The organism is Tsukamurella sp. M9C, from assembly GCF_020169415.1.
Taxonomy (GTDB): Bacteria; Actinomycetota; Actinomycetes; order Mycobacteriales; family Mycobacteriaceae; genus Tsukamurella.
Genome location: NZ_JAIULG010000017.1, coordinates 61,045 through 79,864, shown reverse-complemented (window position 1 = coordinate 79,864; position 18,820 = coordinate 61,045). Strand labels below are relative to the sequence as shown.

At 70.2% G+C, this 18,820-nt stretch carries 25 protein-coding genes; 17 read left to right on the top strand and 8 right to left on the bottom strand.

The window, feature by feature from the left end:
• Window positions 1-255: 255 nt before the first annotated feature.
• The 4 genes from rpsR to rpmB are packed head-to-tail and all read right to left on the bottom strand — an operon-like array spanning window position 256 to window position 1,192.
• Window positions 256-486, bottom strand: a complete 231-nt coding sequence (gene rpsR, locus LB823_RS10790; protein ID WP_224647065.1) for a 30S ribosomal protein S18 — start codon at window positions 484-486, stop codon at window positions 256-258.
• Window positions 486-791, bottom strand: coding sequence for a 30S ribosomal protein S14 (rpsN, locus tag LB823_RS10785; RefSeq protein ID WP_224647063.1), 306 nt, complete (start codon window positions 789-791; stop codon window positions 486-488). Before rpsN ends, rpsR begins: the two co-directional genes overlap by 1 nt.
• Window positions 791-955: a 50S ribosomal protein L33 gene (gene rpmG / locus LB823_RS10780; protein WP_013127877.1), complete on the bottom strand. Its 165-nt coding sequence runs from the start codon at window positions 953-955 to the stop codon at window positions 791-793. Before rpmG ends, rpsN begins: the two co-directional genes overlap by 1 nt.
• Window positions 956-1,192, bottom strand: coding sequence for a 50S ribosomal protein L28 (gene rpmB, locus LB823_RS10775; protein WP_068574798.1), 237 nt, complete (start codon window positions 1,190-1,192; stop codon window positions 956-958).
• Between the two features lie 46 nt (window positions 1,193-1,238).
• Here rpmB and mrf point away from each other — a divergent pair, with 46 nt between their 5' ends.
• The 15 genes from mrf to LB823_RS10700 all read left to right on the top strand — a co-directional run bounded on the left by mrf (window position 1,239) and on the right by LB823_RS10700 (window position 14,788).
• Complete coding sequence (mrf, locus tag LB823_RS10770; RefSeq protein WP_224647062.1) at window positions 1,239-2,456, top strand: ribosome hibernation factor-recruiting GTPase MRF; 1,218 nt, start codon at window positions 1,239-1,241, stop codon at window positions 2,454-2,456.
• Window positions 2,453-2,716: a type B 50S ribosomal protein L31 gene (locus LB823_RS10765; RefSeq protein WP_224647060.1), complete on the top strand. Its 264-nt coding sequence runs from the start codon at window positions 2,453-2,455 to the stop codon at window positions 2,714-2,716. The genes mrf and LB823_RS10765 overlap by 4 nt, the downstream gene beginning before the upstream one ends.
• Window positions 2,717-2,790: 74 nt before the next feature.
• Window positions 2,791-2,964: a 50S ribosomal protein L32 gene (rpmF, locus tag LB823_RS10760; protein ID WP_013127873.1), complete on the top strand. Its 174-nt coding sequence runs from the start codon at window positions 2,791-2,793 to the stop codon at window positions 2,962-2,964.
• Between the two features lie 70 nt (window positions 2,965-3,034).
• Window positions 3,035-3,688: a trimeric intracellular cation channel family protein gene (locus LB823_RS10755; protein ID WP_224647059.1), complete on the top strand. Its 654-nt coding sequence runs from the start codon at window positions 3,035-3,037 to the stop codon at window positions 3,686-3,688.
• 80 nt (window positions 3,689-3,768) lie between these two features.
• The gene (locus LB823_RS10750; RefSeq protein ID WP_224647058.1) at window positions 3,769-4,455 is read left to right on the top strand and encodes a response regulator transcription factor; all 687 of its coding nucleotides are present in this window, start codon (window positions 3,769-3,771) and stop codon (window positions 4,453-4,455) included.
• Between the two features lie 94 nt (window positions 4,456-4,549).
• Window positions 4,550-5,995, top strand: a complete 1,446-nt coding sequence (locus LB823_RS10745) for a HAMP domain-containing sensor histidine kinase (protein ID WP_224647057.1) — start codon at window positions 4,550-4,552, stop codon at window positions 5,993-5,995.
• Window positions 5,996-6,067: 72 nt separating this feature from the next.
• Window positions 6,068-7,372, top strand: a complete 1,305-nt coding sequence (locus tag LB823_RS10740) for a trypsin-like peptidase domain-containing protein (RefSeq protein ID WP_224647056.1) — start codon at window positions 6,068-6,070, stop codon at window positions 7,370-7,372.
• A gap of 14 nt (window positions 7,373-7,386) precedes the next feature.
• Window positions 7,387-7,995: a molybdenum cofactor biosynthesis protein B gene (locus LB823_RS10735; RefSeq protein WP_224647072.1), complete on the top strand. Its 609-nt coding sequence runs from the start codon at window positions 7,387-7,389 to the stop codon at window positions 7,993-7,995.
• Window positions 7,995-8,240, top strand: coding sequence for a hypothetical protein (locus tag LB823_RS10730; protein ID WP_224647055.1), 246 nt, complete (start codon window positions 7,995-7,997; stop codon window positions 8,238-8,240). The genes LB823_RS10735 and LB823_RS10730 overlap by 1 nt, the downstream gene beginning before the upstream one ends.
• Before the next feature lie 425 nt (window positions 8,241-8,665).
• Window positions 8,666-9,325: an MspA family porin gene (locus LB823_RS10725; protein ID WP_224647054.1), complete on the top strand. Its 660-nt coding sequence runs from the start codon at window positions 8,666-8,668 to the stop codon at window positions 9,323-9,325.
• 69 nt (window positions 9,326-9,394) lie between these two features.
• A complete protein-coding gene (locus LB823_RS10720; protein WP_224647053.1) occupies window positions 9,395-10,093 on the top strand; it encodes an MspA family porin in 699 nt (232 codons plus the stop codon).
• Window positions 10,094-10,245: 152 nt separating this feature from the next.
• Window positions 10,246-11,637 (top strand): hypothetical protein, encoded by a 1,392-nt coding sequence (locus LB823_RS10715; protein WP_224647052.1) that lies wholly within the window; start codon window positions 10,246-10,248, stop codon window positions 11,635-11,637.
• 392 nt (window positions 11,638-12,029) lie between these two features.
• A complete protein-coding gene (locus tag LB823_RS10710; RefSeq protein ID WP_224647051.1) occupies window positions 12,030-13,391 on the top strand; it encodes a hypothetical protein in 1,362 nt (453 codons plus the stop codon).
• 211 nt (window positions 13,392-13,602) lie between these two features.
• Window positions 13,603-14,304, top strand: coding sequence for an MspA family porin (locus tag LB823_RS10705; RefSeq protein WP_224647049.1), 702 nt, complete (start codon window positions 13,603-13,605; stop codon window positions 14,302-14,304).
• A gap of 196 nt (window positions 14,305-14,500) precedes the next feature.
• Complete coding sequence (locus LB823_RS10700; protein WP_224647048.1) at window positions 14,501-14,788, top strand: hypothetical protein; 288 nt, start codon at window positions 14,501-14,503, stop codon at window positions 14,786-14,788.
• A 161-nt stretch (window positions 14,789-14,949) separates the two neighbouring features.
• Here LB823_RS10700 and mscL read toward each other — a convergent pair whose 3' ends face one another.
• A complete protein-coding gene (mscL, locus tag LB823_RS10695) occupies window positions 14,950-15,405 on the bottom strand; it encodes a large-conductance mechanosensitive channel protein MscL (RefSeq protein ID WP_224647046.1) in 456 nt (151 codons plus the stop codon).
• A gap of 69 nt (window positions 15,406-15,474) precedes the next feature.
• On the opposite strand from mscL, the gene LB823_RS10690 reads away from it, so the two are divergent.
• Window positions 15,475-15,999, top strand: coding sequence for a hypothetical protein (locus LB823_RS10690; protein WP_224647044.1), 525 nt, complete (start codon window positions 15,475-15,477; stop codon window positions 15,997-15,999).
• Between the two features lie 11 nt (window positions 16,000-16,010).
• Window positions 16,011-16,997, top strand: a complete 987-nt coding sequence (locus LB823_RS10685; protein ID WP_224647042.1) for a PrsW family intramembrane metalloprotease — start codon at window positions 16,011-16,013, stop codon at window positions 16,995-16,997.
• Window positions 16,998-16,999: 2 nt separating this feature from the next.
• Here LB823_RS10685 and LB823_RS10680 read toward each other — a convergent pair whose 3' ends face one another.
• The 3 genes from LB823_RS10680 to LB823_RS10670 all read right to left on the bottom strand — a co-directional run bounded on the left by LB823_RS10680 (window position 17,000) and on the right by LB823_RS10670 (window position 18,775).
• Window positions 17,000-17,632 (bottom strand): SAF domain-containing protein, encoded by a 633-nt coding sequence (locus LB823_RS10680; protein WP_224647041.1) that lies wholly within the window; start codon window positions 17,630-17,632, stop codon window positions 17,000-17,002.
• Window positions 17,633-17,720: 88 nt separating this feature from the next.
• Entirely contained in the window at window positions 17,721-18,524 is an 804-nt protein-coding gene (locus LB823_RS10675; RefSeq protein WP_224647039.1) for an acyl-CoA thioesterase II, read from the bottom strand.
• Window positions 18,521-18,775: an FmdB family zinc ribbon protein gene (locus LB823_RS10670; RefSeq protein WP_224647037.1), complete on the bottom strand. Its 255-nt coding sequence runs from the start codon at window positions 18,773-18,775 to the stop codon at window positions 18,521-18,523. Before LB823_RS10670 ends, LB823_RS10675 begins: the two co-directional genes overlap by 4 nt.
• Window positions 18,776-18,820: the final 45 nt, after the last annotated feature.

Sequence of the window (18,820 nt, the reverse complement as noted above, 5' to 3'; positions counted from 1 at the left end):
GCAACCGCGGCGTGTGGGACGTCGCCGCGGCGCGGGGGACGACGGCGACTCGTCCGCTGTCCGCGGCGGTGCGCTGTCCATTCTGGACAGAATCCGAGAGCAGAGCGGCGGAGCACCTGCACTCCTCGCCGGCACGCACGCGTCGCCCGTGCATGTGCGCCCGGCCGCGAGGGTGTTCCTCACGATTCGGCGTTCTGCGGCGGTACGCGTGCGCACGTGCAGGTGTACCGCCGCAGAACGCGACATCGTGAGGAGCTACTTCTTCGAGGAGTAGGGGAGCAGCGCCATCTCGCGGGCGTTCTTCACCGCCAGCGCGAGCGCGCGCTGGTCCTGCGGCGAGAGCCGGGTCACCGCGCGGGAGCGCAGCTTGCCGCGCTCGTTGAGGAAAGTGCGCAGGTAGGTGACGTTCTTGTAGTCGAGCGCGCCCTCGGGCACGCGGACGAGGCCGCGCCGCGCGGGCGGGGTGCGCAGGGGTCGACGTGCCATCACCAGCTCGACTTCCGGACGCCGGGCAGCTGACCGTCGTGCGCCATCTGCCGCACGCGCACCCGGGACAGCCCGAACTTGCGCAGGTGGCCGCGCGGGCGGCCGTCGGCGGCGTCGCGGTTGCGGACGCGCGTCGCCGAGCTGTCGCGGGGCAGCTTCGCGAGCGCGCTCACGGCGGCCGCGCGCTCGTCCGCCGAGGTCGACGGGCGCGCGATGACCTGCTTGAGCTCGGCGCGACGCTCCGCGTGCCGTGCCACCAGGACTTTGCGCCGCTCGTTGGCGGCGATCTTCGCCTTCGTGGCCATCAGCGCTCCTCCCGGAAGTCGACGTGCTGCCGGACCACGGGGTCGTACTTGCGCAGCACCATGCGGTCGGGGTCGTTGCGGCGGTTCTTCCTGGTCACGTACGTGTACCCGGTGCCGGCGGTGGACTTGAGCTTGATGATCGGTCGGATCTCGTTGCGGGCCATTTACAGCTTCTCCCCTCGGGACAGGATGTCGGCGACCACGGCGTCGATGCCGCGGCGATCGATGGTCTTGATGCCCTTCGTGGACACCCGGAGCGTGACCGTGCGCCCGAGCGACGGCACGTAGTAGCGGCGGCGCTGGATGTTCGGGTCCCAGCGGCGGTTCGTGCGCACGTGGCTGTGCGAGACCCGCTTGCCGAAGCCGGGCGCCCGACCCGTGACCTGGCAGTGTGCGGACATGGTTCTCCTTCTTGCGAATGATTGTCGATAAGGTAACGTACTGGAAATGGGAATCATTTCCAAGAGAACTCCGGTCCTGCTCCTGACGGGCTTCGGTGGGCAGGAGCGCGCGCTCGAGCTGGCCGAGCCCGGCACCGTCGTCGTGCATCACGACCTGTCCGGCCTGAGGGAGGGCCTGGTCGTGCGCTCGGAGGCCACCGTCCGGCCCGACGGGACCGCCGAGGAGCGCGTCGCCCTGCTCGAGCTCGCGCACGGCTGCGTCTCGTGCACGCTCCGCGAGGACCTGCTGCCGCTGCTCCGCACGCTGCACCGGCGGGTGGGCGTCCGGCGCATCGTCGTGCGGCTCGACCCGATCCTCGAGGCCGACGCCGTGCGGCACGCCATTGAGCACGTGATCGTGGAGATGGTCGGCGCGGTGCCCGGCCCCGCCGCGCGCGACGTCGAGGTGACCGGCACGATCGGCTTCGTCGACGGCGCGACCTGGCTCGACGACGCCCTCGGCGAGGACGATCTCGGCGAGCGCTTCCCGGTGCCGGACGACGACGAGCGCACCGTCGCCCAGCTGGCCGTCGGGCACGCGCAGAGCGCGGACCTGCTGGTCGTGACCGGCGACAGCCCCGACCCCGCCCGGCTGCGCGCGGTGCTGCGCCGCCTCGCGCCGGGCGCCCCGATCGCCCGCGAGCGCGCCCCGCTCGACGGCCTGCTGCCGCGCCTGGCGATCCCGCGCGCGCCCATCGAGCCCTTCGGCCCGCTCCTGCCCGGCTGTCCGCCCCTCGATCCCGACGGTGACGTCCGGCTGATCGAGTTCAGTGCCCGCCGCCCGCTGCACCCCGGCCGCTTCCACGAGGCGATCGACGTGCTGCTCGACGGTGTCGTCCACACCCGCGGGCGCATCTGGCTCGCCACCACGCCCGACGAGGCCTTCTGGCTGGAGTCCGCCGGCGCCGGCCTGCGCGTGGGCGCGGCCGGACGGTGGCTCGCGGCCGGCGGCGACGGCTCGCCCGAGCGGTGGGCGATGGCGTCGGCGGCCTGGGACGAGGCGTACGGGGACCGTCGGACCGACCTGGTGGTGCTGGCGGCCGGGGCCGACCCCGCGCAGATCGCGGAGACCCTGCGGTGGGCCGAGCTGACCCCCGAGGAGTTCGCCGCCGGCCCCGACGCGTGGGCCGGCTGGCACGACCCCTTCGGCGAGATGCACGCCGACCCGTGCGAAGACCTGACCCCCGGCACCGAGGCCGAGGCTGAACAGAAGGAGAACCGATGAAGCAGGGAATCCACCCCGAGTACCGACCGATCGCGTTCCAGGACTCGTCGACGGGGAAGATCTTCGTCACCCGCAGCACGGCGACGTCGACGCGCACCGTCGAGGTCGACGGGGAGACGTATCCGCTGATCGTCGTGGATGTGACCAGCGATTCGCATCCGCTGTGGACGGGCAAGCAGCGCGTCGTCGACACCGCCGGCCGGGTGCAGAAGTTCCAGGAGAAGTACGCACGTTTTGGCGGGCGGGCCGCGGGACGGTAGACTTCAGTGCTTGTGACGTTGGTAGCCCTCGGGCTCGCGTCGAAGACTTGTTCCGAGGACCGTTAGGAAGAATCATGGCTGTACCGAAGCGCCGTATGTCGCGGGCGAACACGCATGCTCGCCGCTCGCAGTGGAAGGCGAACAACCCCGAGCTGCAGGCCGTGCAGGTCGGCGGCCGCACCCACCTGGTTCCGCGTCGCCTCGTGCGCGCCGCGAAGCTGGGCCTGGTCGATCTCGACCGCCGCTAACTGATCTTTCCCCCAAGAGCGGGTCGGCCTGGTGCCGACCCGCTCTTGAGGTGTATCCGAGGGGGCATACGTGCTGCTGGCGGTGCTGAACTACGCGGGGATCGCGGTCTTCGCCGCCTCCGGCGCGCTCATCGGCGTCCGCAAGCGGCTCGACCTGTTCGGCGTGTGGACCCTCGCGGCGCTCACCGGCGTGGGCGGCGGCGTCGCCCGCGACGTGCTGCTGGGCATCCACCCGCCCGCCTCCTTCCAGGGCTGGGAGAACATCACCACCGCGTCGATCGCGGCGGCGTTCGTCTTCGTCTTCCACCCGCAGTTCGGCCGGCTCCGCAACTCCGTGCTCGTGCTCGACGCGATCGGCATGGGCGTCTTCTCCGCCACCGGCGCTCTGACGGCCCTGCATCATGACGCCAGCCCGTTCGCCGCCGCGCTCATCGGCATCACCACCGCCCTCGGCGGCGGCGTGCTGCGCGACATCCTGGTCAACGAGGTGCCGCTGCTCATCCAGGAGCGCGACCTCTACGCCATCCCGGCTCTCACCGGCGCCGGCGCGACGGTGCTCGCCGCCTCCTGGGGCGCCACCGACTCCCGCGCGCTCCTGGTCGGCGCGGTGCTGGCCTCCGGCTTCCGCCTGCTCGCGCTGTGGCAGGGCTGGCGCGTGCCCGTCGCCCCCGAGGACGTGGCCGGCCGCTTCCTCAAGGCGTGCAGGCGGGGCTTCCGCCGCTGAACCGGTTGTTCGCTCAGGGCCGAGTGCCGACAAGCACCCCTTAAGCCAATTCACACACGACTTCGGTAAGACTGTGGACTATGCGAATTCTGGTGGTCGACGACGATCGTGCGGTGCGGGAGTCCCTGCGCCGCTCGCTGACCTTCAACGGGTACCAGGTGGACACCGCCGTCGACGGGCAGGACGCGCTCGATCACATCGCGAGCAACCGCCCGGACGCGCTGGTCCTGGACCTGAACATGCCGCGGATCGACGGTCTGGAGGTGTGCCGCCGCCTGCGCAGCGCGGGCGACGACCTGCCGATCCTCGTGCTCACCGCCCGCGACGCCGTGAGCGACCGGGTCAGCGGACTCGACGCCGGCGCCGACGACTACCTGCCCAAGCCCTTCGCGCTGGAGGAGCTGCTGGCCCGGATGCGGGCGCTGCTGCGCCGCGCGACCCCCGACGCCGGCGCCGACAACGAGGTGCTCAAGTTCGAGGACCTCAGCCTCGACCCGGCCACCCGCGAGGTGCTCCGCGGCGAGCGGAGCATCAGCCTCACCCGCACCGAGTTCAGCCTGCTCGAGATGCTCATGAGCAACCCGCGCCGGGTGCTCACCCGCAGCCGCATCCTCGAGGAGGTCTGGGGCTACGACTTCCCGACCTCGGGGAACGCGCTCGAGGTGTACGTCGGCTACCTGCGCCGCAAGACGGAGGCCGAGGGGGAGAGCCGCCTGATCCACACCGTGCGGGGCGTCGGGTACGTCCTGCGCGAGACCCCGCCGTGATCCGATGACGGGGCGCGTTCCGACGACGTCCGGCCCTCTGCCGCGGCACGCCCGCCCGGAGGCCCGCGACCGGCAGGTCCGGGACCGTCGTCCCATGCGCGACCCGAACCCGGTCACCCGCAACGTCAGTTTCCGCTGGCGCGTCACGCTGCTGGCCGCGGCCGTCGTGGGCATCACGGTGGCGCTCATGGCGGCGTCGGCGTTCTTCGTGGTCAAGCGGGCGATGTACGCGGACGTCGACAACCGGCTGCACCAGCAGGTGGACTCAGTGGCGCCGGCGATGAGCTCGCCGGTCACGCAGTTCACCACAGTGATGATGATGCTGATGTTCCGGCCGGACATGTCCGTCAACCGCACGATGGTCGTCTATCCCGACGGGACGCCGTACCACTCGGGCCCGTCGGGGCAGGTCCCCATCGGGCAGCCGGAGCGCGACGTGATCTCGGGCAAGCTCGCCCAGTCGCTGCGCTCCGAGGGCGACACCCGGGTGATGGCGCGGCGCCTCGACAACGGCGTCACGATCATCGTCGCCGAGGACCTCACCCCGACGAAGAACCTGCTCAGCGAGCTGGGCACGGTGCTCGTCGTGGTCGGCGCGTGCGGCATCGTGCTCGCGGCGATCGCGGGCACCGCCGTCGCGCGCGGGGGCCTGAGACCCGTGCAGCGGCTCACCGAGGCCGCGGAGCGGGTGGCCCGCACCGACGACCTCACTCCGATCCCCGTGGTGGGCCGCGACGAGCTGGCGCGGCTGACCACCAGCTTCAACACGATGCTGCAGGCCCTCGCCGAGTCGCGCGACCGGCAGGCCCGCCTCGTCGCCGACGCCGGCCACGAGCTGCGCACCCCGCTCACGAGCCTGCGGACCAACGTCGAGCTGCTCGTCGCCGCGAACCAGCCGGGCGCGCCGCCGATCCCCGAGGATGACATGAAGGAGCTCTCCGACGACGTCCTCGCCCAGGTGGAGGAGCTGACCACGCTGGTCGGCGACCTCGTCGACCTCGCCCGCGAGGACGCGCCCGAGGCCGTCAACGAGGAGGTCGACCTCGAGGAGATCCTGCAGAAGGCGGTCGAGCGCGTGGAGCGCCGTCGCCCGACGGTCCGCTTCGACGTCACGAGCGCGCCCTGGTACGTCTACGGCGACCACGGCGGCCTGGGCCGCGCGGTGGTGAACGTGCTGGACAACGCGGCGAAGTTCTCGCCCGACGGTTCCGTGGTGCGGGTCGAGCTCGCCGAGATCGGCGTCGACCGGGCGGCGCTCAGCGTCGCCGACAGCGGGCCCGGCATCCCCGAGGAGGACCGGGAGCTGGTCTTCGAACGCTTCTACCGCTCGATGGCGAGCCGCTCGATGCCCGGCTCCGGCCTGGGCCTCGCGATCGTCAAACAGGTGGTGGAGCGGCACGGCGGTTCCGTCGCGGTCGGCACGGCCGACGGTGGCGGCGCGCTCCTGCGCCTCGAGATCCCCGGCAGCCCGGTCGCGGGCGGCCGGGCCCCGCAGGTGGTGCAGCGGGAACCCCGCCTGCGCCTGCTGCGGGGGAAGTGACAATCTGCTCACAGGCACTTCACAGAAGGCGTATGCAGTCTTGGCGGGGAAGAACACGAAGGAGGGGGCTCCATGACCGAGGGTCCGCAGAATCCCTATCAGCAGGGGCAGCCGGCCGGGCAGTACGGCCAGCCGAGCCAGCCCGGTGCGCAGAGCCAGGCGAGCCAGCCGGGCCAGCCCGCCGCGCAGGGCCAGTACCGGCCCACGCAGCAGTACTCGGGCGCCTACCCGGCGCCGGGCGGCGCACCGTCGGGCTACCCCGGGCCGGGCGTCCTGCCCGCGGTGACCACGACGCCCGCGCGCGGGCCCGGGATGGGTGCGCTGGTCGCGATGGGCGTGGCGATCGCGTTGATCGCGTCGCTGCTCTCGGTGACCGGGGCGTACCTCGTGTGGGGCGGGAACGATTCGTCGCCGACGGTGACGGTGTCCGGCGGTGACGCGCCGCCCGTGGTCAAGGGCTCGGTGCAGGACGTGGCGCAGGGCGTGCTGCCGGCAGTGGTGTCGATCGACAACCAGGCGGGGACCTCGGAGTCGTCGGGGTCGGGCGTGGTGATCAGCGCGGACGGCAAGATCGTGACGAACAACCACGTCATCGCCGGGAACGGCAAGCTGACGGTCTCCTTCTCCGACGGCAGTGTGAGCAACGCCGCCGTGGTGGGCGCGGACCCCATCACCGATCTCGCGGTGATCCAGACGGACAAGCGCGACCTCAAGCCGCTGACCTTCGCCGACAGCGGCAAGCTGACCGTCGGCCAGGAGGTCGTGGCCGTGGGCGCCCCGCTGGGCCTCGCGGGCACGGTGACCAGCGGCATCGTCTCGGCGCTGAACCGCCCGGTGGCGACCAGCGGCAAGGACTCCGACCAGGCGACGGTGATCAACTCGGTGCAGACCGACGCGGCGATCAACCCGGGCAACTCGGGTGGCGCCCTGGTCGACATGACGGGCCGGCTGGTGGGCATCAACTCGTCGATCGCGACGCTCGGCGGCTCGAGGCTGACGGGGCAGCAGGGCGGCAGCATCGGCCTGGGCTTCGCGATCCCCTCGAACCAGGTGCAGCGGATCAGCAAGGAGCTGATGGAGTCGGGCTCGGCGACGCACGCTGCGGTCGGCGTCACGGTGGACCCGCGGGCCTCGGTGAGCCGGCCGGGCGCGCTGGTGGCGGAGGTCTCGTCGACGGGCGCCTTCGGTCGGGCCGGCATCCCGAAGGGTGCGCTGGTGACGAAGATCGACCAGCTGCAGATCAGCGACGGCTATGGATTGATCGGCGCCGTGCGCGCCTACCCGCCGGGGGCTACCGTGACCGTTACCTACCTCGATAGCCCGAGTAGTACGAGTCCGGTGACCAAGCAGGTGACGCTCGATAAGTTGGACAAGTGACGGAGGAGTCGAAGATGACCGCGGAGATGAGCCAGAGCCGAGCAGCGGACGCCGAGTGGCTGGAGGACGACGTGCTGGACGTGCCGGCCCTCGATGACGCCGCCCTCGACGGGGCCGGGGTGATCGGCCGTGCCCTCGTGATCGTCGTCGACGACCACCTGCAGCCCGGCGCCTCCCGCGCGTCCGGCGCGGGTAAGTCGGTGGGTTCGCTGGTGACGGAGCTGCTCGAGGAGTCCGGCTTCGAGGTGGACGCCGTGGTCGTCGTCCCCGCCGAGGAGGTGGACGTGCGCAACGCGCTGAACACCGCGGTGATCGGCGGCGTCGACCTGGCCGTGACCATCGGCGGCGTGGGCGTGGGCGCCCGCGACGTGACGCCGGAGGCCACCGAGGAGATCCTCGACAAGAAGCTGCCCGGCATCTGCGAGGCGCTGCGCTCGTCGGGGCTCGCCGCGGGCGCGACCGACGCGGGCCTCTCCCGTGGGCTGGCCGGCGTCTCCGGCAGCACGGTGGTGGTGAACCTGGCCAGCTCGCGCGCGGCGATCCGCGACGGCATGGCGACGCTGACGCCGCTCGCCACCCACGTGATCCGCCACATCGCGGGCGGCGACGACCAGGCCCGGTGATGTCCGAGCCCGGCTCCACCCCCGAGGGCCCCGCTCCCCGGAAGTACTCCGCGCGCGATGTCGCGCGGATCTTCGGGGACGTCCTGCCCTCACAGACCAAGGACGATCTGCCCGATTCCGGCTCCGGCCGAGGATCGAAGGACGCCGCGCCCCGCCCGGGCGCGGCGTCTCGCCGTTCCGGGTCCGACGGTGACCCGACCGAGCGGTGGTATCGCGAGAACCGCCCGCCGCACCACGGCGGCTAGCGTCGTTGAAACCGCAAACCTGCTGGTAGTGTGACTAAGGACACGCCCGCCCAGTGAAACGGTCAGGTTACGGCTCTGGTGTATCTGAGTGAACTCTAAGGACGAAGCCCACCCTAAGTTTCATGCAGGTAGATGACCGTTTTCGGTGAGTGCAACCTAAGAAGTGCAGGTCGACGCATGAGTACGAGATTCGCGATCGCGATGAAAAGGTTCACGAACTCATCATTTACGAAGATCGAAAGCGTTGCGCGACCTGGAAAACTGAGGATATGCTCCGCGAGAACCGAAGGTCAGCGAAGACTTCCGGGGAACCGATAGTGATCCTGAGCTGAGACGAAGCGCAGGATTCGGCAGGGCGGCTGGGTGAGTCGCCGGCCGGCGCTCCTACCGGAGCGTCACACCATGATTCCTGGTGAGGGGAACGAATGAGCAAGATGAGCAAGGTTGCAGGGCGCGCTGGCGTCGTTGCGATCGCGGTGGCTGCTGCTGCCTCGGTCGCGGCTGGATCGGCCAACGCCGGCCCGCTGCCCAGTGGTCAGAAGACCGTCCCGGCCCCCGCTGGCTGGAGCGTCGTCCTGAAGTCGACCGGCAACTCGTCGGCGATCCAGGGCTCGCTGGCCACGGCGCAGTCGCGCACCGCGTGGTACACGTCCAACGGCTCCGTCACGGTCTCGGCTCCCGCCGACGCCAAGGACATCCAGGGCAAGCTCGGCGTCGGCGTCATCGTCGGCTGCCAGTTCCCCGGCGCGATCGGTGTCGAGGGCAAGGTCACCGGCCCCGGCGCTGGCCTCGATTCGGGCGGCCCCAGCGCCAGCCTCGGTGGCGCGGGTGCCACGCTGTCTGTTCCGCTGAGCCCGGGCGCGACCTCGAGCGTCACCGGCTACGGCCGTGGCGACCAGATCGGCTCCACGGATTCGATCAAGTTCACCAAGGCCGGCACCTACAACGTGTCGATCAAGGACCAGAACATCGACATCAAGCACTGCTCGGGCTACGCGCAGGCGCGCGTCGTGACCTGGGTCGAGATCAAGGGCAGCAACCGTATCCAGGGCTTCCTGTACGGCGCGCCGTTCTCGCTGGGCTGATTCTCCGACCGACCTGACTCTCTCTTGCCCGCCCTGCGGGGCGGCGATTCCCGAAGGAATGTCATTTCAATGAAGAACATCGCGATCCGCGGCGCCGTCGTTGCCGCCGCGGCCGGCGTGGCGCTCGGCACCGTCTCCACAGGTGTGGCCAACGCCGACACCTTCATCCCGCTGCCCAACGGCAGCGTCTCCAACAAGGTGGGCGACTCGAACGTCGTCGTCACCATCACCAACCAGAGCGCGAAGCTCTCGCCCGGCATGGTCGCCCTGCCCACCACCCGCAACGCGTGGGTCTCGGGCCTGGTCTCCGTGAAGATCAACGGCGGCAAGCCCGACGGTGGCTCCATCGCCGCCGGTTACGCCGTGGGCTGCCAGGTGGACGTCGGCTCCGCTGGCGTGACTGCCGGCGTCACCGGCGAGTCGGGCACGTCGGTCGGCTTCAACGGCCCGACCATCCAGCCGAAGGTCACCGCCACCACCGGTGCGTCGATCAAGCTGGCCGCGGGCAGCATCGGCACACAGATGCTGACCTACGACCGCGCCACCTGGCCGTCGCCGGGTGACGAGATCTCCCCCGACTGGGCCGATCCGAGCACCGGCTTCAAGTTCAAGGGCTCCTCGGGTTCGCTCGCGTACACCGAGCAGACCATCGGCGTCGACGGCTGCGCCGGCTACGCGCAGGCCCGCTTCTTCGCCAAGGTCAAGGTGAAGTCGGGCAACACGCAGTCGACGGTGTTCCTCTGGGGCAAGCCTTTCACCCTGGGCTGATAGCCACCACACGCTAGAAGGCGGTGTCCATTCGGGCACCGCCTTCTGTGTCTCAACAGATTGGTACCAACGTACAAATCGGGCACGGCGCCGCCCGGCTTGTACTGCATGAATCCCGGGCGCTGCATCCGTCCTCAAGGAAGCTGACACCAATGAACACGAAGGCCACCTCCCTCACCTCCGTCACCGCGATCGTGGCTGCCGCCGCCGTCGCCATCGCACCGGTCTCCGGCGCCGTCGCCGCGACCTCCGCACCCACCGCCACCCCGGCCGCCACCGTCGCGAGCACGATCGCGACCCCCGCCGCGGTGCTCAAGAACATCGCCGCGGCTCCCGCGGTTGCGAATGCGGCCGCCGCCGTTCCGGCCGCGCTCGGCACCTTCGTCGTCGTCACCGACGAGGCCGTTCAGGGCGCCACCGCTGCTGCTTCCGCTGCGAGCTCGCAGGCTGCTGTCGAGCTGCCCACGGTGCCGAAGTCGGTGACCGATCTCCTCAACCTCGCCGGGCTTCCGGTGCAGGCGGTCTACCGCGTCCTGCAGACCAGCCAGGGCGTCTACACCATCTGGTACAAGATGCTCACCTCCGTGCCGCAGGCCATCTTCAAGGGCGAGTTCGGCTCGGTCCCGAGCCTGTTCCAGAAGGCGGTCACGGACTCGCTGACCTGGATCGCCACCGGCGCGGGCCCGAAGGCGGCCGAGGCGCCCAAGGCTGCGGCCACGGTCTCGTCCGACACCGCCGCCAAGCCGAACCCGATCACCGCAGGGCTCGACGTCCTGGGCATCCCGGTCGCGACCGCGTACGCCGGCGGCCAGGCGGCACTGTCGATCTACAAGAACTTCTACGGCCTGCTCACCTCGGTCCCCCAGGCGATCTTCCAGGGCAAGTTCGGCGATGCCGTCAACCTCGTGGTCGACGCCGTGTCCAAGTCGGTGACCACGATCGTCGAGTTCCCGGGCGCGCAGATCAAGGCGGCGTCGGACAAGATCGACAAGCTGATCGCCTCGCTGACCCCGGGCGTCGCCGCGCCGACCACCACATCGTCGGATGCGGTGTCGCGGACCTCGGTCGCTACCACCGACGAGTCCCTCGTGACGTCCGTCGCCGACAAGACGGCCGTCGCGCAGAAGCCGGTGGTGGAGACGACCAAGCCGACCGCCGAGGCCGCCAAGCCCGCGGTGGAGACCGCCAAGCCGGTGGTCTCCGAGACCTCGAAGCCCGCGGCGGAGCCGACGGTGACCAAGCCGGTCGAGTCGACCCCGACGGTGACCACGCCGGCCGCCGAGCCGACGGTGACCAAGCCGGTCGAGTCGACGCCGACGGAGACCAAGCCGGTCGTCGAGGAGTCGAAGCCCACTGTCGACTCGAAGCCGACGGCGGATGCGAAGCCCGCTGCGGAGTCGAAGCCGACGGCGGATGCGAAGCCCGCTGCAGAGTCGAAGCCGGCCGCGGAGTCGAAGCCCACCAGCGACTCGAGCGCGTCGGACTCCTCGGCCTCGGAGGGGTCGAGCGCATCGGATTCATCGGCAGGCTCGACGGCAAAGTAGTCGCTCCGCTTCACATCAGCGCATCGCGCGTCTCGGGCTTCCCGGGGCGCGCGATGCGCTTTTCTGTAGTCCGGAGCGCGCTAGGTACGGATACGCGTGGCGGGGCGTCACTCGTCAGCCGAATGACGTGCACCGACGCGCGACAGAGTCGTTCGCGCAGGAGTCACGTCGGTGTCTCCTTGTCCGGTTTCGGAACCGTCGGCGAATTGCTGGTGCAATGTCGAAAGCCGCCACCGTGGGTATCGCTCCCAGGGGCCAGAACTCTTTTTATTGCTTGGTAATGGATAGCTCAACCGACTTTCCGTACTTCGTATTTCTTCCCCCATGTGCGGTGCTATTTTTCAGGAACAGGTAGGAATCGCCTGAGATTGAACTGAGGGGAACTAACAACAATGAAGCGCACCACTTCGCTGGCCGCCGCGGTGACCGCGGCCGCGATCATCGCGACCCCGGTCGGCGCGAACGCCGTCGCCGCCACCTCTGCGCCCGCGCCCGCGGCCGTCGTCTCCGCGCAGCAGGCCGCCGCGTTGCCGGAGCTGCCCGCTCTGGAGTCGTTCGCGCCCGACCCGCTCAAGGTGCTCGCGCTTCCCTTCAGCAACTTCGAGCTGATTCGGACGTCCGCGTTCGTCTTCACGGGCTACAAGACGAACGCCGCCGGCAAGTTGGTGGACAAGAACGATAAGCCGCTTCGGGAGAAGGCGGTGGGCGAGTCCGACGCGGACTACGCGAAGTACGTCGCCGACAATCGCGTGGCGGTCAACGTGAACATCTTCCAGGCGATCAGTGATTCGGTGAACAAGGTGGCGCTGAAGGGTGACTTCGCTGCCGCCGCGGCGCAGATCCAGAACTACCTGGCCCAGCTCGCCTCGAAGGTGATCGCCCTCCCGGCGGCGTTGATCAACCTGAACGTGGGGGCTTTCTTCCCCAAGCCGGCCCCGACCGCGACCGCGGTTCGGGCGGCCGCGTCCCCGGCTGATGCGAGCCCGTTCGCGCTGCCGACCGTCGGGAGCCTGCTGACCGTCGCGGGGATCCCGTTGAAGAACTTCGACCAGGCCAGGCTCGCCGCGTTCGTCACCGTCGGCTACAAGACGAACGACGCCGGCGAGTACGTCGGTGCGGACGGTAAGCCGCTCAAGGAGGGGCAGACGAAGGAGAAGGACGGCGTCCCGCTGAGTGCGAACATCTTCCAGGCGGTGAGTGACGCCGTGAACAAGAAGGCGCTCCGGGGCGACTTCGCCGGCGCGGCGCAGGCGATCCAGGGCTACCTCACCGAGCTGGCCGGGAACGTGGTCGCGCTGCCGGGGCAGATCCTCGAGTACGACCTGAAGGCGATCGGCGCCGTCGTTCCCGGCGTGCCGACCCTGCCCGACGCCGCGGCCGACCGCTCGGCGGCCGGTGGCGTTGCGGCCGAGACGGGGGCCAAGCCCGCGAAGCCTCTCGTCAAGACACTCAGCGGCTCAGGCTCGGGCGCACCCGAGGTTGAGGGCTCGTCGCAGGCCGGCTCCACTGTGCCGACCCCGGGAACCGGTGGCTCGGGGACGGGCGACGGGGCGACGGGGCGCGATCTCATCGGCGCCGTCCGTGACCTGTTCGACCGCCCCGACCGGACGAAGCCCGCGGAGCCGACTGCGCCGACGACGCAGGAGCCGACCGCGCCCACAGGGAGTGGCGACTCGCAGCCGTCCGGCAGCGCGGGTTCGACCGGCGAAGCCGAGCCCGGCACCGGCGGCGAGGCGGCGAACGACGGCGAATAGCTCCGACCGACGGATCGCCCGCCCTGATTGGGGCGGGCGATCCGTCGTTTGCGGCCCGAAACCCTCCGGAGTCCTCAGAAAGTGCCTATTCTGTTACAGCTTCCCGTCAGTGTTAACTCAGCGTTTCCACGGGCGGTTTGGGCGTTTTTCGGCTGGTAGCTTCCTCTCAATCGTCGGCGAAGCTCAGCCGGCGTACGAAAGGACTGGGTACATGACCCCGAGAATCTCCCTCGCTGCGGCGGCGCTCGCCACGGCAGGCGCCGTGACCGCTGCGCTGCTCGTGCCCGCTACGGCTAGCGCCGATACTGTCATCCCGCTGCGGAACGCCTCGCAGACGGTGAAGGCGGGATCCGGCTCGATCACCGTCTCCGTCACCGGGCAGCGCGCCAAGCTGTCGCCCGGCATGGTTGCACTGCCCACCACGCGCAATGCCTGGGTGTCGGGAACGGTCAGCGTCAAGGTGAACGGCGCCGATGCCGACGGCGGCTCGATCGAGGCGGGGTACGCCGTGGGCTGCCAGATCGATGTCGGAACGGCCGGCGTCGAAGCCGGTGTCGAGGCGGCGTCCGGCGCCTCGGTCGGCTTCAACGGCCCGACGATCGAACCCTCGGTGACGGGTTCGACCGGCGCGTCCCTCTCGCTCGCGGCGGGTTCGATCGGTACACAGTCGCTGACGTACGACCGTTCGACCTGGCCGAAGCCGGGCGACGAGATCGACCCGGACTGGGCGGCACCGTCCACCAGCTTCGACTTCACCGGCTCGAGTGGCAGCTTCGCCTACAGCGACCAGACGATCGGCGTGGACGGCTGCGCCGGCTACGCGCAGGCCCGCCTGTACGTGATCGTCCGCGCCCAGGTCGGCGACAGCAAGGGCCGCGTGATCCTCTGGGGCGATCGCTTCACCCTCGGCTGATGCGAGCCGACGGCACCGTCGGACCGGAAACGAAAGCCGGCCCCCCGCGTGGGGAGGCCGGCTTTCGTCTTGATGCCAGATGCGCTTGGTCTGAAAGTGCGCACACCACGATGACCGTGAGTTCACGATCTCATCGCAGGCGAGCAGATGAGAGCTAAGATAGCGCTGGTAATTACTCATGCTGCGGAGGTGTTTGATGAAGAAGGCGCTGATCTCATCGGGACTCGCTATCGTGCTGGCAGTTTGTGGCGGTGTGGGCGCAACGCCAGCAGCGAACGCCAGCGGCCCGTGCACTCTCAAGAAGATGGTGACTGGCCATTGGGAGGCCTCCACGGCGTCTCCTTCCACCACTTTGTGGCCGGGCACGAAGGTCGACGTAAGCATGTTTACGGAGACCAACAGCGAAGGCGCGTGGACTCCCCTGGTTGACGGTGCGTTCAAGCACTACGTTCTCGACTTCTGGGAGTTCGGTAGCTGTGAGTAGCGTCGCCCGATGTGTCAGGGGATTCTCGTTGGTCCGACTTGGGGATGGCTGAGTTTGATGCGGTTGCCGTGGAGTCGAACGAGAGCCGACGGCACCGTCGGACCGGAAACGAAAGCCGGCCTCCCCGCGTGGGGGAGGCCGGATTTCGGTTGTAGCTGGGCCTAGATCTGCGGCTTCTGCGAGGGGAACTGGCCCGTGGGCGGAAGCTCGGTGACCGAGTGCGCGCCGCCCTGCGGCTGCGCGGCCTGCGCGGCGAGCAGGTCGCGGATCTCGACGAGCACGTCCACCTCGTCCTCACCGGCGGTGCTCCCGCTGCGCTTCTTGAGCGCCTCGTACGGCAGGATCAGGATGAAGTACACGACGGCCGCGACGAGGATGAAGTTGATCGCCGCCGTGATCACCGCGCCGAAGTCGACGATGGTCTTGTCGTTGCCGCTGACGATCTGCCACGCGAGGCCCTGCACGTCCTTGCCGCCGCCGATCGAGGCGATGAGCGGCTGCACGATGTTCTCGGTGAACGCGGTGACGATCGCGGTGAACGCGGCACCGACGACAACGGCGACCGCGAGGTCCAGCACGTTGCCCTTGAGGAGGAAGTCCTTGAATCCCTTGAGCATGATCGAGTGTCCTTCGTGAGGTTGTAACGCCAGTGACGCGTGATGCAATTTCGGACTTATGCTAGCCGTATGAATCGAATCCGCGCAGTGGACGCGGGCGTTTCGGCCGGTGTGATCTTGGCCGTCGGCGGCCTCGCCGCGGGGTGGTTCGGGATCGAACGCGCCGTGCCCACGCCGCACACGCCCGTCGCCGACCAGCCCTATCGCGTCGGAAACGAGTACGCCGGGGTCGATTTCCGCGCACCGTCGGGCTGGGAGAAGGTGCCGTCCGGCCGGGCCGACGTCGCGCGCTTCACCCACGCCACCGGCAGCTCGCTGTCCGTGCGTCTCACCACCGGCATGACCGACTTCGACACCGCCGCCCCGCGCCGCCTGCGCGAGTTCGAAGCCGGCGGCGTCGACGCGCGCTTCACCGGCGAGCTCCGCGGTGCCGACTTCACGGGCCGCAGCTGCACCGCTACCGGCGGCGGCCGGGCGGGGGAGTGCGCGGTGGTCGGTCGGGACGCACTGCTGGTCACGGTGCTCACGCTGCGCCCGCCCGACGGTGCTGTGCCCGACCTGACCGCGCTCGTCCAGTCGATGCGGGAGGTCTGATGCGCGCGCGGATGACCACGATCTCCTTCTGGGTGTTCGCGGCCGGCCTGGTGTGCGGCGGCTACGTGCTCGCGCGCGACATGGTGCCGCGGCTCGCCGAGCCCGGCACCGCCATCGCCGTGGCGCTGCCGATCATCGTGCTCGCGGCCGCAGTGATCGCGGTGATCATCTGGGCGCTCGATCGCTCCCACGCTCAGGTCCGCAGCGCGTGGGCGCTCGCCTTCGCCTGGGGAGCGATCGGCGCGTGCGGCCTGTCGCTGCAGATCAACGGCTTCGCCTCCGACGCCGTGAGCGACGTCCTCGACGATCCCGGCGCCACCGTCTGGGGCGCGGCCCTCGTCGGCCCGCTCGACGAGGAGACGATCAAGGGCGCCGGCGTCGCCCTGCTGCTGGTGATGTTCCGCGACCGGTTGCGCCGGCCCCTGCAGATCTTCGCCGTCGGCGCCTTCGCGGGCCTCGGCTTCCAGGTGGTGGAGAACCTCACCTACGCGATGACCTTCGCGCTGCGCGACGCCCAGTCCGACGCCGCCGGTGCGCTCACCGTGACACTGCTCCGCGCGCTCTTCGGCTTCCAGTCGCACGGGGTGTACACCGGCTTCTTCGCGCTCGGCCTCGCGCTGCTGCGGAGCCGCCCCGCGCTGGCCGCCCTGGCGGTGGCGCTCTCCTACCTGATGCACTTCTGGTGGAACGCGCCCAGCGGCGACAACCCGATGATCGCCTTCGCGCTGATCCTCCTCAAGTGCGCCGTCACCCTGACCCTGCTCGGCGGCGCCTGGTGGTGGATGATCCTCGAGCAGCGACGGTGGCTGCAGGGCGCCATCACCACGCCCGAGGCGGCGAAACTCGCCCCGCCCGCCGAACTCGCCACGCTGCCCACCCGGGCCCAGCGCCGCGCCGGCGAGCAGTACCTGCGCTACTACTACGGCCCCGCCGCGGCGGACGTCGCGCGGGAGCGCCAGACGTGGCTGATCCGCGAGCTCACCTACCGCGTCGGCTGACCTCACCGGAAGACCACCGACAGCGGGGAACTGAGCGCCGCGGCCGCCACGGCGTGCGCCTCCGACTCCGACATCGCGAGCATCGCCGTGCGGGCCTGCTGCCGCGTGGCCTGCGGCGCCGCGGCCACGGCCACCGTCGCCGAGCGGGCCAGCACCGCGGGGGAGTCGTCCTTGCGCTGCGCCACCACGTCGACCACGTCGCCCGCGCGGAGCAGGTCCATCGTGGCCGCGTCCTGCAGCGAGACCGGGACCAGCCGCGATCCGGGGCGGATGTACCCGGCCGTGCGGTCGGTGAGCACGCGGCGGCCGGTGAGGATCTCGCCCGCGCCGACGGGCCCCGTCACCGACCGGCCGACGGCATCGTCGGGTCCGGTGAGCGCGTCCTGCGGCGCGAGCTCCGCGGGCACGGTGCGCACCGCCAGGTCCTCGACGGTGAGCCGGCCGCCCGGCCCCAGCTCGCGCGCGGCCACCAGCACCTGCGCCTGCGGGCCGCTCGGGCGGCTGGTGACGGCCACGATCAGCGCGAGCACGGCGAGCGCCGCCGCGGCCGCCCGCCGGGCCGTCAGCGTGCGTGCCCAGCCGGGCCGCAGTGCGGCCCGGATCCGTTCCGCCCCGGTCGGCTGCAAGGAGTCCATGCCCGGAGGCTACGACGGTGCCGCGCCCCGGCACCGTCGGAAACGAGGCGCCTGTGGATAACCCCGAACCTGTGGAGGAACGCTCCGATCAGGCCTGCGGATCCTTGTAGTAGACGATCTGATGCGTGGTCGCGAGCAGCGCGCCGTTCCGGCCCCAGACCTGGCCGTACTGATCGAAATGGCCGTGCCCGAAGCGGGCCGCGCGGGCGGTGGCGAGCAGGTAGTCGTCGGACTGCTGCTCGAGTTCCGCGGGGCTCGCGTGGAAGTAGGTCGTCAGCGAGATGGTGCCCGCCGGGACGTACGTGCCGCGGCGCAGGAAGATCCGCGGGAAGAACGAGTCGGAGATCGAGGCCAGCGCCGGGTAGTCCAGGGCGCGCGCCGGCTTGTCGCGCAGCCACATGGTGGTCGTCGACGCGTCCTGCGGGCCGTCCATCTCCAGGCTGCCCGCGACGAAGCGGGTCTCGTAGTTCTTCGCCCACTCGACGAACTCCGGCATGGACAGCTCGGCGTGGTCCTCCGGCGCCCCGACCTCGGGGACGGGCGTCTCGGTGTCGCTCCAGGTGTCGCGGCGGGTGCCGAACACCGCGGTACCGGAGGCGACGGCACCGTCGTCCTGGCTGATGACGTACGTGAAGTGCTGGTTGGTGCGGTTCGTGCGGAGCACGGTGATCGCGACGTCCCAGGCGCCGTCCTTGATGGGCGCGGCGAAGTTGAGCGTGAGGCTCAGGGGGTGGCCCTGCGCCTCGGGGTGCGCCTGCAGGGCCGCGACGACGGTGGCGGCGGTGATCCCGCCGAACGGGCCGACCATGTTGTTGTAGGCCGGGTGCGTCTGAGCGCGGAAACCGCCGGCGATCGGCTCGACGGCCGTCGCCTCGTCGAAGACGTGCGTCACGAGCTGGTGGCCTTGTCGACCTTCGCCGCCGTGTCCGACTTCTTCTCCGGCTTGGCCGTCGTATCGGCCTTGGAGCTGCGGGAATCGGTGCGGTAGAAGCCGCTGCCCTTGAAGACGACGCCCACGGAGTTGAACAGCTTCCGGAGCGGGCCGCCGCAGTTGGGGCACACGGTCAACGGATCGTCGGAGAAGGACTGGACGGCGTCGAAGGCCTCGCCGCACTCCTTGCACTGATACGAATAGGTAGGCACCTCGCGATTCTACCCCTCGATTTAGCACTCCTGCGATTCGAGTGC